The sequence below is a fragment of the Lentisalinibacter sediminis genome, assembly GCF_040706615.1.
GTDB lineage: Bacteria > Pseudomonadota > Gammaproteobacteria > Steroidobacterales > Woeseiaceae > Lentisalinibacter > Lentisalinibacter sediminis.
In genome coordinates, this window is record NZ_JAPDRF010000004.1 from 142484 (window position 1) to 161923 (window position 19440).

Sequence of the window (19440 nt, forward strand, 5' to 3'; positions counted from 1 at the left end):
GCCTATAAATAATTTTTGACCAATATTTCAGCTATTTGCACGCTATTTAGAGCCGCGCCCTTACGTACGTTGTCCGACACCACCCAGAGGTCGATGCCGGACGGGTGACTGATGTCCTCGCGGATGCGGCCGACGTAGACCTCGTCGGTGCCCGCGCCCTCCGTGACGGCGGTGGGATAGGCCCCGGCCTCGTGCCCGTCGATCACCTTCACCCCCGGCGCCTCCATCAGCAGCGAGCGCACGTCGTCCGCGCTCAGCTTCACCTCGGTCTCGATGTGCACGGCCTCGGAATGCCCGTAGAACACGGGCACCCGCACCGCCGTCGGGTTTACCTCGATGGTGTCGTCGTCGAAGATCTTGCGGGTCTCCCACACCATCTTCATCTCTTCCTTGGTGTAACCGTTATCCAGGAAGACGTCGATGTGGGGCACGGCGTTGAACGCCACCCGCTTCTCCGGGCCTTCGTCATCGGGCGGGTTGCCGCCCAGCATGGCCGCGGAGTCCTTCGCGAGTTTCTCGACGGCGCTGCGCCCGGCACCCGAGACCGCCTGGTAGGTGGCGACGTTGATGCGCAGGATCCGGGCACGGTCGTGGATGGGCTTCAGCGCCACCAGCAACTGCATGGTGGAGCAGTTGGGATTGGCGATGATGCCGCGGGTGGTGTAGCCGGCGATGGCCTCGGGATTCACCTCGGTCACCACCAGCGGGATGTCGTCGTCGTAGCGGAAGAACGAGGTGTTGTCGACCACGACGCAGCCGGAATCCCAGGCCCGGGGCGCGTGCACCTCGGAGACGGAGCCGCCGGCGGAGAACAGCGCGATCTGCGCCCGCGAGAAATCGAACTCGGCGAGGTCCTCCACGTCGACCTCCTCGCCGCGGAAGCTCACGGTGCGGCCGACCGAGCGCGCGCTGGCGAGCGGATAGAGCCTTCCTACCGGGAAGCCCCGGCTCTCCAGGATCCGGATCATGTTTTCGCCCACGAGGCCGGTGGCCCCGACGACTGCGACGTCATACGTTTTCGACATGGGTTCCCGTCTATCTCCTTACGTCTCTAATGCATGTAGGAGGGCCTTCAGGCCCGATCCCCGCCCCCGTTCGGCACATCCGCATTCTGCCCCCGATGCCGCAGATAATGATCCATCAGCACCAGCGCCACCATCGCCTCGGCGATGGGCGTGGCCCTCAATCCCACGCAGGGGTCGTGACGGCCCTTGGTGACGATGTCCGTCTCCGCGCCGCTCCGGTCGACGGTGCGGCCCGGGATGCGGATGCTGGAGGTGGGCTTCAGCGCGATGCTCACCAGGATGTCCTGGCCACTGGAGATGCCGCCCAGCGTGCCGCCCGCCCGGTTGCTCCGGAAGCCGCCGGCGTCGATCTCGTCCCGGTGCTCGCTGCCCTTCTGTGCGACCACGGCGAATCCCGCTCCGAATTCCACCCCTTTTACCGCGTTTATGCTCATCAAACCGTGAGCCAGGTCCGCCTCCAGCTTGTCGAACACGGGCTCGCCGAGTCCGACGGGCACGCCGCTCGCGGACACGGTCACCCGTGCACCGATGGAGTTGCCCTCCTTCCTGAGCGCGTCCATGTAGGCCTCGAACTCGGGCACGCGCTCCGGATCCGGGCAGAAGAAGGGATTGTCCTCGGCGGCGGCCGGGTCCTTCGCCTCGATCAGGTGAGGGCCGAGCTGGGAGACGTAGCCGTGGATGGCCACCCCGAGCCGCTCGGCCAGGTACTTTCTGGCGATCGCCCCGGCGGCCACCCGCATGGTGGTCTCCCGCGCCGACGCCCGGCCGCCGCCCCGGTAATCGCGGATGCCGTATTTCTGCTGGTAGGTGAAATCGGCATGGCCGGGGCGGAACTTGTCCTTGATCTCGGAGTAGTCCTTCGACTTCTGATCGGTGTTCTCGATCACGAGGCCGATGGGCGTACCGGTGGTGACCCCTTCGAACACGCCGGAGAGGATCTGCACCTGGTCCGGCTCGCGGCGGGGACTCACATGGCGGCTCTTGCCCGGGCGGCGGCGCTCGAGATCGCGCTGGATGTCGGCTTCCTCCAGCGCCATGCCCGGCGGGCAGCCGTCCACCACGCAGCCCAGCGCGCGGCCGTGGCTCTCGCCGAAGGTGGTGACCGTGAATAGCCGGCCGAATGTGTTTCCGGACATGCTCTGCTCAGGTTGTTGTGGCGCCGCCGGCGCGATCCAGATCCCCGGCCGTCAGCAGGAAGACGCCGCTGCCGCCGTGCTCGAACTCGAGCCAGACGAACGGCAGATCCGGCCGCGTCCGCTCCAGCGCCCGCTGGCTGTCCCCCACCTCGACCACCAGCACCCCGTCCGGCGCGAGATATGCGGCCGCATTATTCAGGATAGTCCGCACCGATGCCAGACCGTCCTCGCCGGCGGCCAGGCCGATGGCGGGCTCGCGGCGATACTCCGCCGGCATGGCGGCCATGGCGTCGGCGTCCACGTAGGGCGGGTTACTGACGATGAGGTCGTAGCGCCGCCCGGCCAGCGGCGCGAAAAGGTCGCCCTCGAGGAGTTCCACGCGGTCGCCGAGTGCGTGTTCGCGCACGTTGCGGCGGGCGACGGCGAGCGCGTCGGCGGAGACGTCCACCGCATCGACCCGGGCGTCCGGGAACGCGTGCGCGAGGGCGCAGGCGAGGCAGCCGCTGCCGGTGCCGATATCGAGGATGCGGCGCACCTGCTGCGGCCGCACCCAGGGCGCGAAGCGCTCCAGGATCAGTTCCGCCAGCGGGGAGCGCGGCACCAGCACGTTCTCATTTACGAAATAGCGACGTCCGGCGAACCAGGCCTCGCCGAGCAGATAGGCCAGCGGGATGCGATCGCGCCGCCGCCGCGTGGCCAGCTCGGCGATGCGCCTGCGCTCGGTGTCGGCAAGCAGCAGTTGCGGCGCGGACGGGTCGTCGAAGTCGATCCCGGCCACCGCCAGCACCAGCCAGGCGGCCTCATCCAGCGAATTGTCGGTGCCGTGGCCGAAGCACAGATCGGCCGCCTCGAACCAGTCGGCCAGCCAGGGGATGGCGTCGGCGACCCTGCGCGGGATGCGGGCAGCGGCGAGGGCCGGGTTGCCGGCCGTGGTGGCGGGGCTCATCTGACGTGGACCTGGAACGTGTCTGGCGCGTGTGCGTTTCGGGAGCGGGCGAAGCGAGGGCGGACCAATGACCAATAACCGCTAATGATAGCGCGAAGCGGGAGGTGGAACACGGTAGAATCCGCGACCGAACCCCGAACGAATTCAACCGTCAAACCCTGCATCACTGCCAGCCACGAGCTTCCCGCCATGCCCCGATCCAGCACTGCACTCCTGCCCGCCGCCGCCCTTGCGCTGGTGGCAGGCATCGTCATAGGCGGCCTGGTGCTGCCCCGGGACGTCGAGGTGGAGAGCGCCACCCTGCTCTCCCCCGGCCGCCCCCTGCCCGCCTTCGAACTCGTCCGCGAGGACGCGAGCGCGTTCACCCGGGCCGATTTCGAGGGCGACTGGTCGCTGGTGTTCTTCGGCTTCACCCACTGCCCTGACATCTGCCCGGCCACGCTCGAGACCCTGGCGGCGGTGAAACGCCGGCTTCAGAGCGAGGGCGACCCGGTGCCCCGGGTGCTGTTCGCGAGCGTGGACCCCGAGCGTGACGACCCGGGCACGATCGCCGATTACGTGCGCTACTTCGACCCGGCCTTCCAGGGCGCCACCGGCACGCCGGAGGCCATCGCGGCACTCACCCGCGAACTCGGCATCATCAGCGCGAAGGTCTGGAACGAGGACCGTTCCGCCTACACCGTCGATCACAGCGCCTCGGTGCTGCTGATCGGGCCGGATGCGCGGCTGCGGGCGGTCTTCGGCACGCCCCACCGGGTGGAGCCGATGGCGCGGGACATCGCCGCCATCCTCGACGGCCGGGCGGTGCCCGCCGCGCCCGGAGGCACGGGGTGATGCGCCTGCCGGCCGTCTTTCTCGCGGCGCTCGCCGTGCTGGCGGGCCTGGTAACGCTGGCCGGTTGTCAGCCGGACTCGTCGACCGGGGCCATCGGCGTGCAGGATCCGTGGATACGCGCCGTGCCGCCGACCGCCTCCGCCACCGCCGGTTACTTCGTCCTCGAGAACGGCAGCGGCGAGGACGTGGTACTCGAGGCGGTCACGGCAACCGGCATCCCGCGGGTCGAGATCCACGAGACCACGATGGCCGACGGCGTCATGCGCATGCGCCGCCTGGACACCGTGGCCATAGCCGCGGGGGAGACCGCGACGTTTGCGCCCGGCGGCCGCCACCTGATGCTGTTCGCCGACCCGCTGCCCGCCGCGGGCAGCACGGTGACCGTGGAGCTCGCGTTCGCCGACGGCCGGGTGCTGGCCTTCGAGGCGCCGGTGCGCCGCGGCGCCGACTGACCCGTGTCGGGCACGTCCCTCGGCATCGGACCCCGGCTGTTCGTGCTGGCGCAGTACGTCGCGCCCCAGCAACTCCTGACCCGGCTCGTCTACCGCCTCACCCGCATCCGCAACCGCCTCGTCCGCAACGCCACCATCCGCTGGTTCTGCTGGCAGTTCGGCGTGGACACGTCCGAGGCTGAGCGGCCGGTGCCCGACGGCTACGAGCACTTCAACGACTTCTTCACCCGCCGCCTGAAGCCGGGGCTGCGCCCCCAGCCGGAGGACGACCGGGCCCTGGCCTCCCCCTGCGACGGCGTCATCAGCCAGTCCGGAAGGCTGGAGGGGCGGTGTCTGCTGCAGGTTAAAGGCTGGCATTACGATGCCACGGAGCTCCTCGGCGGCGACCCGGCACTGGCCGAGACCTTCACCGACGGCGCCTTCCTCACAGTCTATCTCGCACCGTACGACTACCACCGGGTGCACATGCCGCTGGCGGGCCGCCTCGTGCGTACCGCGCATGTCCCGGGCCGCCTGTTCAGCGTCAACGCGACCACGGCGGCGGGCGTGCCGCGGCTGTTCGTGCGCAACGAGCGGCTCGTCACCGTATTCGACACCGCCTGCGGCCCGATGGCGGTGGTGCTGGTGGGCGCACTGAACGTGGGCACCATCGGCACGGTCTGGCAGCCGGAGTACCGGGCCGGCAATCCGTTCCCGACCCGCCGGGACTGGCGCGGCGGCGCGGACGCCCCGGCGCTTGCCCGGGGTGACGAGCTGGGCTGGTTCAACATGGGCTCCACGGTGATCCTGCTGCTGCCGGCCGGCGCCGCGGCGTTCTCGGCCGGCCTGGTGCCGGGCACCCGCCTGCGCACGGGCCAGGTGGTCGGCAACCTCACCGCCCCGGCGCCGTGAACGCGGGGCGGGCGCACTGGCGGCCGGGCGCCGACTGGCCGGTACTCGCCCTGCGCGCCCGTCTGCTGGCCGCCGCCCGCACCTGGTTCGCCGACCGCGGCCTCACCGAGGTGGACACGCCGGTGCTGACGCGCCGCGGCGTCACGGATGCCAACATCGAGAGCGTGCGGGCGGAACTCGCCGCCACGCCGGGCCGACGCTGGTTCCTGCATACCTCGCCCGAGTACGCCATGAAGCGGCTGCTGGCCGCCGGCGCACCGGATATCTACCAGATCTGCCACGTGTTCCGCGACGGCGAGCATGGCCGCCGCCACCAGCCCGAGTTCACCCTGATGGAGTGGTACCGGCACGGCCAGGATCTGGACGCCGTGGTCGCCGATACCCTGTCGCTGCTGACGACGCTGATCGGGCCGGTGCGGGGCGAGCTGCAAACGGCCACACGGCGCCACCGCGACGTCTTCCGCGAAACCGCCGGCGTCGACCCGGTGGAGGCCGGCGACGAGGCCGTGCTCGCGGCCGCGGCCGCCGCGGGAGCCGGCGCGGCGGCAGAGGACCGGGATGCCGCACTCGACTTCCTCATGGGCACCGTGGTCGCCCCCGCCCTCGCCGAGCCGCAGACGCTCACCGCGGTGACCCATTACCCGGCCGCCCAGGCGGCGCTCGCCGCCCTGGACCCCGCCGACCCGCGGCTCGCGCTGCGCTTCGAGGTCTTCCTCGACGGCCGCGAGCTGGCGAACGGCTGGGTGGAACTCACCGATGCCGACGAACAACGGGCCCGCTTCGAGCGCGACCGCGCCGCCCGGCGCGCGCGGGGCCGGCCGGACATGCTGGCGGACGAGGCGCTGCTGGCGGCGCTCGCGCACGGCCTGCCCGAGACCGCCGGCGTGGCGGTCGGCTTCGACCGGGTGATGATGGCCGCGGCCAGCATCGACGACATCCGCCGCGTGCAGGCTTTCCCGGTCATCGATCCGGACCGGGACGCCGGGACGGGGCAGGACAAGGAGCAGGAGACATGAGCCGCACATCGACCGCCGGCGACGACGAACTCCTCACGGCCCTGCAGGCGCTGCTGGCCGGTGAGCACGACCCGCTCGCCACCTGCGCGAACTTCGTCGCAGCGCTCTGTGAGCGCATGCCACGGGTCAACTGGCTGGGACTCTATATCCGCCGCGGCGACGAACTGGTGCTGGGTCCGTTCCAGGGCAAGCCCGCCTGCGTGCGCATCCCGCTGGGCCGCGGCGTGTGCGGCACCGCAGCCGAGCGGCGCGAGACGCTGTGCGTGGCGGATGTGCACGCCTTCGAAGGCCACATCGCCTGCGATCCGGACTCACGCTCGGAGGTGGTCGTGCCGTTGATCCGCGACGGCGAGGTGTACGGGGTGCTGGATGTCGACAGCCCGGAGGCCGGCCGCTTCGCCGACGACGACGTCGCACGACTGGAAGCGGCGGCGGCCCTGCTCACCGCGCACCTCGGCGCGGCGGCGCGTTCGCTCTAGACGCCGGCCCTAGTCCTTCACGCGTGAGACATACTCGCCGGAGCGCGTGTCGACGCGGATGACGTCGCCCTGCTCCAGGAACAGCGGCACGCGCACCGTGGCGCCCGTCTCGAGCTTCGCCGGCTTCACGCCGCCCTGGGCGGTGTCGCCGCGGATGCCCGGGTCCGTCTCGGTGATCTCGAGCTCGACGAAGTTCGGCGGCGCGACCGCCAGCGGGGAGTTGTTCCACAGGGTCACCACGCAGGTGTCCTGCTCCTTCAGCCACTGGCGCGCCTCGGCGATGGCGTTTTCGTCCGCCGCGTACTGCTCGAAGGTATCGGGCACCATGAAGTGCCAGAACTCGCCGTCGTTGTAGAGATACTGCATCTCCGTCTCCATCACGTCGGCGGCCTCCACGCTGTCCCCGGACTTGAAGGTCTTGTCGACCACCCGCCCCGTCTTCAGGTTGCGGATCTTCACCCGGTTGAACGCCTGACCCTTGCCCGGCTTGACGAACTCGTTCTCGACGATGTTGCAGGGATCGCCGTCGAGGATGATCTTCAGGCCGGAGCGGAATTCGTTGGTGCTGTATGTTGCCATTAGGTCGTCGCCATCTTGTTCCTGCGAGGAGTGTGCTCGATCCCTTCATGATACCGCGCCGGGCGCGCCCGGCGTAAGGCGCCGCCGCTGCCGATCCGTCGGCGCCCGCCGCGGCCCCCGCATGATCTGTGTCACGTTTTTGCGACGCCGAAAACAACCGGCAGAAACGCTGAGGTAGTATCCGGACCGACTAGGGCGGCCCATGACTGTCGATCGAGTATGTCGATTGACGCTATCGGGTAAGAACACACCCGACGCCTTGCACGGCCGCCGCAGAGCCGTAACCGGAGCCCTCCAGGTTGACCCAGAAGACAGGCGTACCACTGGCGGTCCTGACCGCCACCCAGGACAACGTCGAGCGCGTGAACAGCGCGCTGCGTGACGCGGGCCATCCCGCCCATTGCGTCTGGGTGCGCAGCGCGGAGCAGCTGGAGGCGGCCCTGGCCGGGGAGCTGGAGCTGATCCTGCAGGTACTCGACGACCAGATCGCCGAGGTCACCGGCGTGGCCCGCCTGCGCGACCGCTACGCACCGGAGACGCCGCTGGTGCTCATCGGCCGGGTGGTGGACGAGGACGCGATCGCCGCCGCCATGCAGGCAGGCGCCCGGGATCTCGTCTCGTTCGACCAGCGCCACCGCCTGCAGGCGGTGCTGGAGCGCGAACTCAGAAACCACCGCATGGAGCGCGCGCTCAACGCGACCCTGGAGACGGCCACGGAATACAAGCGTCAGCTGCGCGCCTACATGAACCAGTCGGCGGACGCGATCGCCTACGTGCAGGAAGGCATCATCGTCGACGTGAACCCGGCCTGGCTGGAGCTCTTCGGTGCCGCCGACGCCAGCGCCCTGGTGGGCATGCCACTGATGGACAGCTTCGCCGCCGCCTCTCAGGGGCCGCTGAAGGGCGCGCTGGTGGCCGCGGACAAGGACAAGTGGAAGGACGACGTCCTGCAGGCCCGGGCGCTGACCGGCGAGGAGACGGAGCTCGCGGTCGAACTCGAACTGAAGAAGACCGAGCACGACGGCGAACCCGCCATCCGTGTCTCCATCGCCCCGTCGGCGCCGGAAGGCGGCGAGACCGGCGAGATGGTGCACCGGGCCCTCACTGCCGATCCCACCACCGGACTGCTCGCCCGCAAGCACTTCGTCGACGCGCTGGACGCCCGCCTGGCCGTGCCCATGGAATCCGGCGTGCGCGTGCTGGCCTGGGTGAAGCCGGACCGCTTCGGCGACGTGCAGTCCAAGGTGGGCATCTTCCGCTCCGAGGACGTGCTGGCCGAGTTCGCGGCACAGCTGCGCGAGGAACTGGGCGAGGACGAGCTGGCCGGCCGTTTCGAGGGCACTTCCTTCCTCGCCTTGCTCGAACGCGGCTCGGAGCGGGACGCGGAGCGCTGGGGCGAGCGCCTGCTGGAGAAGGTCAAGGCGCACCGCTTCTCGGCAGAAGAGGGCGCCGTCGGCCTCACCTGCACCATCGGCCTGTGCGCCGCCACGGGCATGATCCGGGAATCCGGCCCGCTGATCGCGAGCGCCGCGGAGGCCTATGCCCACGGCCGCGACGCCGGCGGCGCCACGGTGCTGATGAACGAGACGGCGGAGACCGACACCCGCATGCGGCGCAACGACGCCATCTGGGTGCGGCACCTGAAGTCGGCGCTGATGGACAACCGCTTCCGACTGCTGCAGCTGCCCATCGCGAGCCTGGACGGCGAGCAGCAGGGCATGTTCGACATCCTCATCCGCATGCTGGACGAGCAGGGCAACAAGGTACTGCCGTCGGAATTCCTGCCGGCGGCAGAACGCAACAATCTCATGCAGGTGATCGACCGCTGGGTCATCGGCGCCTCCTGTCAGCTGGCTGCCTCGAGCCAGGCAGGCAAGCTGTTCGTGCGCCTGTCCCGGCACTCGATCGTGGACGAGAGCCTGCCGGACTGGCTGCGCGAGCAGTTCAACGCCTTCGGCGCCGAACCCGGGCAGTTCTGCTTCCAGCTGGCCGAGGAGGACGCCATCCGCTACCTGCACCAGTTCTCGGTGCTCGCCCACACGCTGCGCAGCCTGGGCGCGAACTTCGCGCTCGAGCACGTCGGCACGGGCGAGCGCTCGCTGCGGACGGTGGAGAAGCTCCAACCGGATTACGTCAAGATCGACGGCTCGCTGGTCCAGTCGCTGGCCCGCGACGAGGCCCTGCAGCGTCAGGTGCAGACCCTGGTGGAGCGTTCCCGCGCCGTCGGCGCCCGCACTATCGCGGAACGGGTGGAGGACGCCAACACCATGGCGGTGCTGTGGCAGCTCGGCATCTCCTACATGCAGGGTTACTACGTGCACGAACCCGAGGTGGTGCTGCAGGAGACCGCCTGAGGGCGTGCGCCCCGTGTGACCCGGTTCACACTCTGTCCGCATACGGGACGTCCGGTCCTGCTTTTTTCCGAAATTATGACGGGTTTCATGGTGCGCACCGGCCCGAGCGGCGATGCTCCCGCGACACTCACCCGCGAAGCGCGCATCGCGGGTCCACAGCGAACGAGGATATCGCCGCCGATGAACGACGAAACCAAACAGGCGACCGGGACGGCCGTCGACCGGGCGGACCCGGCCTATCGGGCCGGCCGCGCGCAGCGAGCGGGCGCACGGTCTTCCTCACACTCGACGCCCCGATCGACCCTGGTAGCGAGCTGTGTCTGCGCCCTGCTGGCCGGCGGGCCCGCCGCCGCGCTGGAACTGGGCGAGCCGGTCGTGCGCTCCGGCCTCGGGCAGCCGCTGGAGGTGGTCGTCCCCTACGCCACCTGGGGCAACGAACGGCTGACGGCCGACTGCGTGAGTCTCGTGCGCGGCCAGCCTGGCGATTCCGCCGGCCTGCCGGCGCTGACATCGGGCCGCGTGAGCTCCACGGCCGGCAACCGGCTGGTGATCCGCAGCGACCGCAGTATCCGCGAACCGCTGCTGGGCATGAACCTCAAGGTGGACTGCCCCTCGACCCCGTTCATCATCCGTTCCTACACGCTGATCATCGACCCGCCCGGTTTCACAGCGGCCGCCGCGGAGCCCGCGCCCGTGCCGGCGCCCCGCCGCGCGCCGGCGGAACCGGCCGCCGTGCTGCCGGCCGCGCCAGCGAGCGGACGCGCCAGCCGGGGGACCGTGCCGGCGCCGTCGGAACCGGTCAGCCCCGGCAGCGCATACCGGGTACGGGTCGGCGATACGCTGTCGACGATCGCCCAGCGGGTCACCGACCGCCCCGGCGGCATCTGGGCGACCGCCGAGCGGATCTTCGCAGCCAACCCGGAGGCCTTCATCGGCGGCGACATGGATCGGCTGCGGGCCGGCAGCGTGCTCGAGATTCCGGCGACGGATACGATAGTGACGGCCGCTAACACTCCGAATCCCGCCACGCAGCCCGCGGACCCGTCCGCGGCGGGCGGCGAGCCCGCGCGCTCTGCGCCGACGGCGGGAGCCGGCGGGAATGCGCAAGCAGCGGCCCCCGCCGCGAGTGCGACTGCCGCGACTGCCACTAGTGCCACTCCCGCAACCGCTCCCGCCACATCGACGGCGTCAGCCGCCGCGGCCGAGCGGATACGCCCCGCCGTGCGCCAGGCCATGGACGAGATGGCCGCCGAGCCGCCGAGCCCGTTCAAGTCCGAGGCTGCCGGCGACACCGCCGGGGGCGATACCGGCGTCGTGCAGACGCCCGCCGGTCCCGCACCCCGCATCACGGACAGCGATCCGGCACCGCGCTCCGGCGTGAGCCCGCTGTTCGCCGCCCTCTTCGGCGCCGGCATCGGCCTGCTGCTCGGACTCGTGATCTTCCGCTCCAGCCTGCGGGAGTTCTTCCGCCGCGCACCCACGCCTGCGGCCGCACGCAAGGGCCTGCCCGCGGCCGGCGCTGGCGCCGTGGCCGACGGTAACCAGGGCGAGGACACCGACGTCATCGCCACACCGGTCTTCGAGCGCGAGGAGCCGGACGTCATCGTCTCCGAAGAGGAGTGGTCCGACGCCGCGCAGTCGAAGCTCAGGTCTCTCGACCTCGATTTCGGCGACGAGGAGGACGGCGACGCCGGCGGCAAGGCAATTGGAGACCTGTCGGACGACGCGTCGGACGAGCTAGTAGACGACGTCATAACCGAACAGGAACTGGCCGTCGCCCGCATGAACTTCCCCGAGTTCGAAGACAGCGATACTGTGGAGGAGACGGACGGCGGCGCCGTGCTGCCGCCCGAGGAGCGCATCGACGAGAGCATGATCATGGAGGTCGACACCGGCGCCGAGCTGGCCGCCGACACGGACGCCCAGGACACCAGCGACGAGCGCAACGGGGACGCCGAGGACACCGGCACCCTGGCGACGGTGGCCGACCTGGAGATGCTCGAGGAAGACTACGAGCAGGAATTTACGGCCACCCAGCGGCTCGCGAAGCAGCTCGTCGACGCCGCCATCGCGCTGGACCAGGAGATCACCACCCACGGCGACGAGGTCGACGAGAGCATTGCCGAAACGATTGCGGCGACCCGGGCCGAAACCAGGGCCGCGGAGGCGCGGGCCGCAGAGGCGCGGGCCGCGGCTGCCGGGGACGGAGAGCAGACGGGTGCCACGGCCGTCCTGGAGCGGGATGGCGACATCATCGACGAAGGCGATCAGACCGCGGTGCTGTCCGCCGACGACGCGACCACGGAGATGCCGTCACAGCCCGAAGACGCGGGCGATACGGTGGAGCATACGGGCGTGTACGCCGCGGCCACGGCGGAACTGCCGTCGGCGGAGCAGCCCGACTCTCAGGCGGCGGCCGACGACAGCGCGGACGATGATGACGAAAGCGACCGGGAAACGGCCGTCATCCCCCTGTCGGAGAAGCGCCGCGCCTGACGTCTGACCGTGCGGCTCAGTCCAGGCCGAGCCGGTCGACCTTGCGGTAGTTCCGCGACAGCATCGCGCCGCGGCGGCCCCGTTCGCCGAGGTATTGCTCCAGGTCGCCGGCCTTCAGCGTCATGTGGCGGTTGCCGCAGTGCACGACCAGCCCGGCGCCCGGCGGCACCGCAGCAACGGCCACCATCCGCTCCTCGCCGCTCTGGTACTTCTTCGACGGAATACCAATGATCTTGTTGCCCTTGCCCTTGGCCAGCTCGGGCAGGTCGTCCAGGTCGAATACCAGCAGCCGGCCGGTGCTGCTCACCGCGGCCAGCAACTCACCCTCCACCCACTCGGTGGGCGCGGGGACCACCGCATTGCCGCCCTTCGGCACCCGCAGCACCGCCTTGCCCGCCCGGGCGCGGGTCGCCAGCTCGCCCAGCGTCACCACGAAACCGTAGCCCGCGTCGCTCGCCAGCACCCAGCGGTCGTCGGCGTCGCCGATCATCACGCCCTGGAAGCTCGCGCCATCCGGCGGGTTGAAGCGTCCCGACAGTGGCTCGCCCTGCCCGCGCGCCGAGGGCAGCTGGTGGGCGAGCACGTTGTAGACGCGCCCGGTGGAATCGATGAACACCGCGGTCTGGTTGCTGCGGCCCCGCGCGGCCGCCCGGAAGCCGTCGCCGGACTTGTAATTGAGGGTGGTCGGGTCGATCTCGTGACCCTTCGCCGCGCGCGCCCAGCCGTGCTCGGACAGCACGACCGTGACCGGTTCGCTGGCCACCAGCTGCGTCTCGTCCAGCGCCTGGGCCGCCTCGCGCTCGACGATGCGGGTGCGCCGCTCGTCGCCGTAACGCTCGGCATCTGCCCGTATTTCCTTCTTCAGCAGCGTCTTCAGGCGCGCCTTGCTGCCCAGCGTCTTCTCGATGTCCGCGCGCTCGGCGGCGAGTTCGTCCTGCTCGCCCCTGAGCTTCATCTCCTCCAGCTTGGCCAGATTCCTGAGGCGCAGGTTCAGGATGGCCTCCGCCTGGACGTCGGTCAGGCCGAAGCGCTCCATCAGCACCGCCTTGGGCTCGTCCTCCTCGCGGATGATCGCGATCACCTCGTCGATGTTGAGGTAGGCGATCAGCAGTCCTTCCAGGATGTGCAGGCGCTCCGTGACCTTCTTCAGCCGGTACTCGAGCCGCCGCGTGACCGTGGCCTTGCGGAACTCCAGCCACTCGGCCAGCAGCGACTTCAGGTCGAACACACGCGGCCGGCCGTCCAGGGCGATGACGTTCAGGTTCACCCTGAGCGTGCGCTCCAGCGACGTGGTGGCGAACAGGTGGGACATGAGCTGCCCGCTGTCCACTCGCTGCGATTTCCGTGTGATCACCAGCCGCGTAGGCTCCTCGTGATCGGACTCGTCGCGCAGGTCCTCCACCATCGGCAGCTTCTTCGCACGCATCTGGGAGGCGATCTGCTCCAGCACGCGGGAGCCGGAGATCTGGTGCGGCAGCGAGGTGACGACGATGTGCTCGCCCTCCTCCCGCCACGTCGCGCGCAGCCGGAGCGTGCCGCCGCCCGTCGCGTAGATCTGCTCGATGTCCGCCGCAGAGGACACCAGCTCGCCGCCGGTGGGGAAATCCGGTGCGCGGATATGCTGCATCAGGTCGCTGATCGTCGAGCGCGGCTTGTCCAGCAGCAGCACCAGCGCCTCGGCCACCTCCGTCAGGTTGTGAGGCGGGACGTCCGTGGACATGCCCACGGCAATACCCGTCGTGCCGTTCAGGAGCAGGTTCGGCAGCCGCGCCGGCAGCACCAGGGGCTCGTCCAGGGAACCGTCGAAGTTGGGCTCCCAGTCCACCGTGCCCTCGCCGAGTTCGGCCAGCAGCAGCGCCGCGTAAGGGGTCAGCCGCGCCTCCGTGTAGCGCATGGCGGCGAAGGACTTGGGGTCGTCGGTGGAGCCCCAGTTGCCCTGGCCGTCGACGACGGGATAGCGGTAGGAGAACGACTGGGCCATGTGCACCATGGCCTCGTAGCAGGCAGCGTCGCCGTGGGGATGGAACTTGCCCAGCACGTCGCCGACGGTGCGCGCCGACTTCTTGTGCTTGGAGGCCGCCGAGAGCCCCAGCTCGCTCATGGAATAGATGATGCGCCGCTGCACGGGCTTCAGGCCGTCGCCGATGCGCGGCAGCGCCCGGTCGAGGATGACGTACATCGAATAGTCGAGATACGCCTTCTCGGTGAACTCCTTCAGCGGCTGGCGTTCCACGCCCTCGAGATTCAGGGTGTTCTGCATAGTGTTGACCGGTTGTCTCTATCCCCCGCGGGGGAGGCGGCCGTCGTCAGACGTCGGCCAGGTTGCCCTTCTGCTCCAGCCAGCGACGCCGGTCGGAGGCGCGCTTCTTGGCGAGCAGCATGTCCATCAGCTGGTCGGTCTGCTCCTTGCCCTCGACGGTGAGCTGGACCAGCCGCCGGGTGTCGGGATTCATGGTGGTTTCGCGTAACTGTGCGGGGCTCATCTCGCCGAGGCCCTTGAATCGGGTCACCGCCACCTTCGCCTTGCGGTTCTCCGCAGCCAGGGAGTCGAGTATGCCGCGGCGCTCGCCCTCGTCCAGCGCGTAGTACACCTCCTTGCCGACGTCGATGCGATACAGCGGCGGCATGGCGACGTAGACGTGCCCCTGCGCCACCAGGTCCGGGAAATGCCGCAGGAACAGCGCGCACAGCAGCGTGGCGATGTGCTGCCCGTCGGAGTCGGCGTCGGCCAGGATGCAGATCTTGTGATAGCGCAGGTTGGCGGTGTCGCCGCCGACCGGATCCACGCCGAGCGCGATGCTGATGTCGTGCACCTCCTGGGAGCCCAGAATCTCCGCGGTATCCACCTCCCAGGTGTTCAGGATCTTGCCCCGGAGCGGCATCACCGCCTGGGTCTCACGGTTGCGGGCCTGCTTGGCCGAGCCGCCGGCCGAGTCGCCCTCCACCAGGAAGATCTCCGAGAGCTCCGGCTGCTGGGCCGTGCAGTCGGCGAGCTTGCCAGGCAGCGCAGGCCCGGAAACCACGCGCTTTCGCACCACCTTCTTGGCCGCCTTCAGGCGCCGCTGGGCCTTGCCGATGGCCAGCTCCGCGATCTTCTCGCCGGTCTCCGGGTGCTGGTTCAGCCACAGCCCGAAGCTGTCCTTCACCACGCCGGAGACGAAGGCGGCCGACTGGCGGGACGAGAGCCGCTCCTTGGTCTGGCCGGAGAACTGCGGATCCTCCAGCTTCACCGACAGCACGTAGTCGACCCCGTCCCAGACATCTTCCGGCGCCAGACGCACGCCCCGCGGCAGGATGCTGCGGAACTCGCAGAACTCGCGCACGGCGTCCGTGAGGCCCGTGCGCAGGCCGTTGACGTGGGTGCCGCCCTGCAGGGTCGGGATGAGGTTGACGTAGGATTCGCCGACGCCGGTCCCGCCCTGGTCACCCTGGCCGGCCTGCCAGTACAGCGCCCAGTCCACGGCCTCCTGGTTGCCGCTCATGCTGCCGGAGAACGGCGTCTCCGGGAGGTGCTCCACGTCGCCCGCGGCCTCGGTGAGATACTGCTCCAGGCCGTCCTGGTAGCACCATTCCTCGGTCTCCTTCGTCTTCTCGACGGTGAGCCGCACGGTGAGGCCGGGACAGAGTACGGCCTTCGCCTTCAGCACGTGGCGCAGCCGCGAGAGCGAGACCTTCGGCGAATCGAAGTACTGGGGGTCGGGCCAGAAACGGATGGTGGTGCCCGTATTGCGCTTGCCGACGCTGCCGACCACCTCCAGCTTGCTGCGTTTGTTCCCGCCCGCGAAGGAGATGTTGTATTCCTTGCCGTCCCGGCGGATCCAGACTTCCAGGTTTTTCGACAGGGCGTTCACCACCGAGACGCCCACGCCGTGCAGGCCGCCGGAGAACTGGTAGTTCTTGTTGGAGAATTTGCCGCCGGCATGCAGGCGCGTGAGGATCAGCTCGACGCCGGGCATCTTCTCCTTGGGGTGGATGTCCACCGGCATCCCGCGGCCGTCGTCGCTCACTGCCACCGAACCGTCGTCGTGCACGGTGACATAGATCAGCCGGCAGTGGCCGGCCAGGGCCTCGTCCACGCTGTTGTCCACCACCTCGTGGGCGAGGTGGTTCGGGCGGGTGGTGTCGGTGTACATGCCCGGGCGACGGCGCACGGGCTCCAGACCGCTCAACACCTCGATGTCGGCGGCGCTGTATCTCTGATTCATACGGTGTTACGCAACGGGACGGCGAGTATCACGGCCGGGATTCTAGCAGGATGGCCGGCCGCGCTGGGCAGAAAAAACCCCGGCGGTCGGGCAGATATGCCGGCCATCGCCGGGGCCGTTGCGGCGGGGGCGTTGCGGCGCTTCAGTCCAGATCGGCGGCGAGCGATCCCCGGGTGGCTTCCGGCACCGGGTCCACCTCGGCCTTGTAGCGGTCGTGGTCGATGCCCGCCGAGAGTTTCGCGCCGCCCTGCAGCGCCTCGACCATCTCCGGCGCGAGTTCGAAGCGCATGAAGTGCACGGCGGAGGTCTTGGTGTCGTCCTCGCGCTCCAGGTCCTCGTCGGAGATGGCGCGGATCTTCTCGCAGCCTTCCACCTGCAGCCAGACGGCATCCTCGATGCCGCGCAGCAGCTTCAGCTGCTCGCGGCGTTCCTGCTCGTCCGGGAACTCCACCATGAAGGTGGCCTTCCAGTTGCTGCCGTCCGGAATCAGCGGGTTGTAGGCCTCCAGTTCCTCGGCGATACCCTCGGGCTCGAAGATCTTCTCGATGCGCAGCATCTCCTGGACCTGGTACTGCATGGTCAGCCGGTCCTCGAAATACAGGGTGGCGTTCTCGCCCAGGTTGATCTGGCGGTTCTTCTTGTGCTCCAGCACCTTCGCCCTGAAGCCGGCCCGTTCGCGCGCATAGGTCTCCAGCGTCATCAGGTCGTCGGCGGTCAGTTTGTCCATAGTCTTCGCGTCCCTGTGGTCGATTCAGTCGTAACTCTCAGATCCCGTAGGCGCTGCGCAGCAGGCTCATGGGATGGTTGGCGTCCACCTTGTCGGTGCCGCGGGCGATCTGCTCGGCGGCCATGGGGCAGTCGCTCACGAAGTGATCGGGCGCCGCGGTGTCCACCTGGCGGACCACCGGACGGGCGATCTTCACCGAGGTATCGTGGAACTCCTGCTTCACGGCGTAGGTGCCGTCGTGGCCGGAGCAGCGCTCGATGGCCTTCACCTCGGTATCGGGCACCAGCGCGAGGATCTCCCGGGTCTTCTGGCCGATGTTCTGCACCCGCAGGTGGCAGGGGACCTGGTAGGACACCTTGCCCAGCGGCTTCGAGAAGTCCGTCTTCAGTTTGCCCTCCTTGTGGCGGAGGGCCAGATACTCGAAGGGGTCGAACATGGCGTCGCGCACTTTCGCCACCTGCTCGTCCTCCGGGAACAGGAGCGGCAGCTCCTGCTTGAACATGAGCGCGCAGGAAGGCACCGGGGCGACGATGTCCCAGCCCTCGTCCACCCAGCGCGCGAGCTCCGGCACGTTGACGTCCTTCGCCTTCGCCACCGCATCCAGATCACCCAGCTCGAGTTTCGGCATGCCGCAGCAGCGCTCCTTCGCCGCGAGCGTCACCGGTATGCCGTTGTGCTCGAACACGGCGACCAGGTCCTCGTCCATGGAGGGCAGGTTGCGGTTGCCGTAGCAGGTGGTGAACAGCACCGCCCGGCCCTTCGTGCGGCCGGCGGGCTCGGCGCCCTCGCCGCTGCGCCCCAGGTGGGACTTCAGCCGCTTGCGGGCCGTGGACGCGTGGTAGGGCGGCAGCGGTGCGTCGGGGTGCACGCCCAGCGTCTTGGACAGGAGCTTGCGCCCGGTCTTGCTCCGGTTGGCGGCGTTGACCGCCTGCACTACCACCGGAATGCCCGCCAGCCGGCCCACCGTATCGGTCGACGAGAGGATCTTGTCCCGGGTGGAGGCGCCGTCGCGGCGGAAGCGGAACGCCTTTGCCCGCAGCATGAGGTGGGGGAAGTCGACGTTGAAGGGATGGGGCGGTACGTAGGGGCACTTCGACATGTAGCACATGTCGCAGAGGTAGCAGTGGTCGACCACGTCCCAGTAGGCCTTCTTCGGCACCGAGTCGAGCTCCATGGTCTCGGATTCGTCGACCGCGTCGAACAGCGTGGGGAAGGAGTGACAGAGGTTGAAGCAGCGCCGGCATCCGTGACAGATGTCGAACACGCGCTCCATCTCGTCGAACAGCGCTTTCTCATCCCAGAATTCCGGGTTCTTCCAGTCGATGGGATGGCGTGTGGGCGCCTCCAGGCTGCCTTCCCGACGCTCGTCGCTCATTCTTGTTCTCCCGCAGAAAAGACCGCAGAAAAGACAAAGGGCGGCCGGACCGCGCCGGCCCGGCCGCCCCCTTCGGCCGTATCAGCTGTCCAGCGTGTCCAGGGCCTTCTGGAAACGGTTGGCGTGAGAGCGCTCGGCCTTGGCCAGCGTCTCGAACCAGTCCGCGATCTCGTCGAAGCCTTCATCACGGGCAGTCTTCGCCATGCCGGGGTACATGTCGGTGTACTCGTGGGTCTCGCCGGCGATGGCGGCCTTCAGGTTCAAGGCGGTGTCGCCGATGGGCTCGCCTGTGGCCGGGTCGCCGACGGCTTCCAGGTATTCCAGGTGGCCGTGGGCATGGCCGGTCTCACCTTCCGCGGTGGAGCGGAACACGGCGGCCACGTCGTTGTAGCCCTCGACGTCGGCCTTCGACGCGAAGTACAGGTAACGGCGGTTGGCCTGGGACTCGCCGGAGAACGCGTCCTTCAGATTCTGTTCGGTCTTGCTGCCTTTCAGTTCCATCTCGATGCTCCTTAAGCAGGGTGGGTGAACGGTGGGTTTAGACTGAGTCTAAATTTAACAGGAAGTCTAGAAAGGCCCCCTGCCCCTGTCAAGCGCGCGCCCGCGCGCGGGCGCGCGTTGACCCGCCGGGGTGGCGCCGGTAGCGTAGCCGCCATCTGCAAGGGGAACGTGCATGGCCGACAAGAAGGATAAAGATATCAATCTGGAACAGGCGCTCGGCGAACTGGAGGCGCTGGTCGAGGAGATGGAGACCGGCGACCTGCCCCTGGAAGAAGCCATGAAGAAATTCGAGCGCGGCATCACGCTCACGCGCCAGTGCCAGACGGCGTTGCGCGAGGCCGAGCAGAAGGTGGAAGTCCTGCTGAAGAAGGCCGGCAGCGAGGAGGAGACCGCGCCGTTCGAACCGGGAGACTAGTGGCGTCAG

General features: G+C 69.1%; 17 protein-coding genes. 8 read left to right on the plus strand and 9 right to left on the minus strand.

Going from position 1 to position 19440, the window contains the following annotated elements; all coding sequences use genetic code 11:
- Positions 1–2 precede the first annotated feature (2 nt).
- The 3 genes from ACJMKX_RS09275 to prmB are packed head-to-tail and all read right to left on the minus strand — an operon-like array spanning position 3 to position 3107.
- Positions 3–1025 (minus strand): aspartate-semialdehyde dehydrogenase, encoded by a 1023-nt coding sequence (locus tag ACJMKX_RS09275; protein WP_405224021.1) that lies wholly within the window; start codon positions 1023–1025, stop codon positions 3–5.
- A 47-nt stretch (positions 1026–1072) separates the two neighbouring features.
- A complete protein-coding gene (aroC, locus tag ACJMKX_RS09280; protein WP_405224022.1) occupies positions 1073–2161 on the minus strand; it encodes a chorismate synthase in 1089 nt (362 codons plus the stop codon).
- Between the two features lie 7 nt (positions 2162–2168).
- Positions 2169–3107: a 50S ribosomal protein L3 N(5)-glutamine methyltransferase gene (gene prmB / locus ACJMKX_RS09285; protein WP_405224024.1), complete on the minus strand. Its 939-nt coding sequence runs from the start codon at positions 3105–3107 to the stop codon at positions 2169–2171.
- Positions 3108–3296: 189 nt separating this feature from the next.
- Here prmB and ACJMKX_RS09290 point away from each other — a divergent pair, with 189 nt between their 5' ends.
- From ACJMKX_RS09290 to ACJMKX_RS09310, 5 genes are read left to right on the plus strand one after another with little or no spacing between them, the layout of a single operon-like run.
- Positions 3297–3941: an SCO family protein gene (locus ACJMKX_RS09290; RefSeq protein WP_405224025.1), complete on the plus strand. Its 645-nt coding sequence runs from the start codon at positions 3297–3299 to the stop codon at positions 3939–3941.
- Positions 3941–4393: a copper chaperone PCu(A)C gene (locus ACJMKX_RS09295; protein ID WP_405224565.1), complete on the plus strand. Its 453-nt coding sequence runs from the start codon at positions 3941–3943 to the stop codon at positions 4391–4393. The genes ACJMKX_RS09290 and ACJMKX_RS09295 overlap by 1 nt, the downstream gene beginning before the upstream one ends.
- A gap of 3 nt (positions 4394–4396) precedes the next feature.
- Positions 4397–5284 (plus strand): archaetidylserine decarboxylase, encoded by an 888-nt coding sequence (gene asd / locus ACJMKX_RS09300; RefSeq protein ID WP_405224027.1) that lies wholly within the window; start codon positions 4397–4399, stop codon positions 5282–5284.
- A complete protein-coding gene (gene epmA / locus ACJMKX_RS09305) occupies positions 5281–6300 on the plus strand; it encodes an EF-P lysine aminoacylase EpmA (protein WP_405224029.1) in 1020 nt (339 codons plus the stop codon). The genes asd and epmA overlap by 4 nt, the downstream gene beginning before the upstream one ends.
- Positions 6297–6779: a GAF domain-containing protein gene (locus ACJMKX_RS09310; protein WP_405224031.1), complete on the plus strand. Its 483-nt coding sequence runs from the start codon at positions 6297–6299 to the stop codon at positions 6777–6779. The genes epmA and ACJMKX_RS09310 overlap by 4 nt, the downstream gene beginning before the upstream one ends.
- 9 nt (positions 6780–6788) lie before the next feature.
- Here ACJMKX_RS09310 and efp read toward each other — a convergent pair whose 3' ends face one another.
- A complete protein-coding gene (gene efp / locus ACJMKX_RS09315) occupies positions 6789–7358 on the minus strand; it encodes an elongation factor P (RefSeq protein ID WP_405224033.1) in 570 nt (189 codons plus the stop codon).
- A gap of 299 nt (positions 7359–7657) precedes the next feature.
- Here efp and ACJMKX_RS09320 point away from each other — a divergent pair, with 299 nt between their 5' ends.
- Together ACJMKX_RS09320 and ACJMKX_RS09325 are read left to right on the plus strand one after the other, a co-directional pair.
- On the plus strand, positions 7658–9712 hold the full coding sequence (locus tag ACJMKX_RS09320) for an EAL domain-containing protein (protein WP_405224035.1): 2055 nt from the start codon (positions 7658–7660) through the stop codon (positions 9710–9712).
- A 180-nt stretch (positions 9713–9892) separates the two neighbouring features.
- Positions 9893–12208, plus strand: coding sequence for a type IV pilus assembly protein FimV (locus ACJMKX_RS09325; protein WP_405224037.1), 2316 nt, complete (start codon positions 9893–9895; stop codon positions 12206–12208).
- Positions 12209–12224: 16 nt separating this feature from the next.
- Here the strand turns inward: ACJMKX_RS09325 and parC are convergent, their stop codons facing one another.
- The 5 genes from parC to ACJMKX_RS09350 all read right to left on the minus strand — a co-directional run bounded on the left by parC (position 12225) and on the right by ACJMKX_RS09350 (position 19016).
- Positions 12225–14468, minus strand: coding sequence for a DNA topoisomerase IV subunit A (gene parC / locus ACJMKX_RS09330; RefSeq protein ID WP_405224039.1), 2244 nt, complete (start codon positions 14466–14468; stop codon positions 12225–12227).
- A gap of 46 nt (positions 14469–14514) precedes the next feature.
- Positions 14515–16413: a DNA topoisomerase IV subunit B gene (gene parE, locus ACJMKX_RS09335; RefSeq protein ID WP_405224041.1), complete on the minus strand. Its 1899-nt coding sequence runs from the start codon at positions 16411–16413 to the stop codon at positions 14515–14517.
- Positions 16414–16555: 142 nt separating this feature from the next.
- The gene (locus ACJMKX_RS09340) at positions 16556–17140 is read right to left on the minus strand and encodes a DUF3501 family protein (RefSeq protein WP_405224043.1); all 585 of its coding nucleotides are present in this window, start codon (positions 17138–17140) and stop codon (positions 16556–16558) included.
- Positions 17141–17177: 37 nt separating this feature from the next.
- On the minus strand, positions 17178–18515 hold the full coding sequence (locus tag ACJMKX_RS09345) for a heterodisulfide reductase-related iron-sulfur binding cluster (protein ID WP_405224045.1): 1338 nt from the start codon (positions 18513–18515) through the stop codon (positions 17178–17180).
- Positions 18516–18596: 81 nt separating this feature from the next.
- Complete coding sequence (locus ACJMKX_RS09350) at positions 18597–19016, minus strand: rubrerythrin family protein (protein ID WP_405224047.1); 420 nt, start codon at positions 19014–19016, stop codon at positions 18597–18599.
- Between the two features lie 172 nt (positions 19017–19188).
- Here ACJMKX_RS09350 and ACJMKX_RS09355 point away from each other — a divergent pair, with 172 nt between their 5' ends.
- The gene (locus tag ACJMKX_RS09355; RefSeq protein WP_405224049.1) at positions 19189–19431 is read left to right on the plus strand and encodes an exodeoxyribonuclease VII small subunit; all 243 of its coding nucleotides are present in this window, start codon (positions 19189–19191) and stop codon (positions 19429–19431) included.
- Positions 19432–19440 lie beyond the last annotated feature (9 nt).

What these genes read in the sequence shown, in the direction of transcription:
- parE (WP_405224041.1), bottom strand. Translation starts at nt 16,413, where the DNA reads ATGAATCAGAGATACAGCGCCGCCGACATCGAGGTGTTGAGCGGTCTG.
- ACJMKX_RS09295 (WP_405224565.1), top strand. Translation starts at nt 3,941, where the DNA reads ATGCGCCTGCCGGCCGTCTTTCTCGCGGCGCTCGCCGTGCTGGCGGGC.
- ACJMKX_RS09340 (WP_405224043.1), bottom strand. Translation starts at nt 17,140, where the DNA reads ATGGACAAACTGACCGCCGACGACCTGATGACGCTGGAGACCTATGCG.
- ACJMKX_RS09275 (WP_405224021.1), bottom strand. Translation starts at nt 1,025, where the DNA reads ATGTCGAAAACGTATGACGTCGCAGTCGTCGGGGCCACCGGCCTCGTG.
- ACJMKX_RS09310 (WP_405224031.1), top strand. Translation starts at nt 6,297, where the DNA reads ATGAGCCGCACATCGACCGCCGGCGACGACGAACTCCTCACGGCCCTG.
- prmB (WP_405224024.1), bottom strand. Translation starts at nt 3,107, where the DNA reads ATGAGCCCCGCCACCACGGCCGGCAACCCGGCCCTCGCCGCTGCCCGC.
- ACJMKX_RS09350 (WP_405224047.1), bottom strand. Translation starts at nt 19,016, where the DNA reads ATGGAACTGAAAGGCAGCAAGACCGAACAGAATCTGAAGGACGCGTTC.
- parC (WP_405224039.1), bottom strand. Translation starts at nt 14,468, where the DNA reads ATGCAGAACACCCTGAATCTCGAGGGCGTGGAACGCCAGCCGCTGAAG.
- efp (WP_405224033.1), bottom strand. Translation starts at nt 7,358, where the DNA reads ATGGCAACATACAGCACCAACGAATTCCGCTCCGGCCTGAAGATCATC.
- aroC (WP_405224022.1), bottom strand. Translation starts at nt 2,161, where the DNA reads ATGTCCGGAAACACATTCGGCCGGCTATTCACGGTCACCACCTTCGGC.
- ACJMKX_RS09290 (WP_405224025.1), top strand. Translation starts at nt 3,297, where the DNA reads ATGCCCCGATCCAGCACTGCACTCCTGCCCGCCGCCGCCCTTGCGCTG.
- ACJMKX_RS09345 (WP_405224045.1), bottom strand. Translation starts at nt 18,515, where the DNA reads ATGAGCGACGAGCGTCGGGAAGGCAGCCTGGAGGCGCCCACACGCCAT.
- ACJMKX_RS09355 (WP_405224049.1), top strand. Translation starts at nt 19,189, where the DNA reads ATGGCCGACAAGAAGGATAAAGATATCAATCTGGAACAGGCGCTCGGC.
- ACJMKX_RS09325 (WP_405224037.1), top strand. Translation starts at nt 9,893, where the DNA reads ATGAACGACGAAACCAAACAGGCGACCGGGACGGCCGTCGACCGGGCG.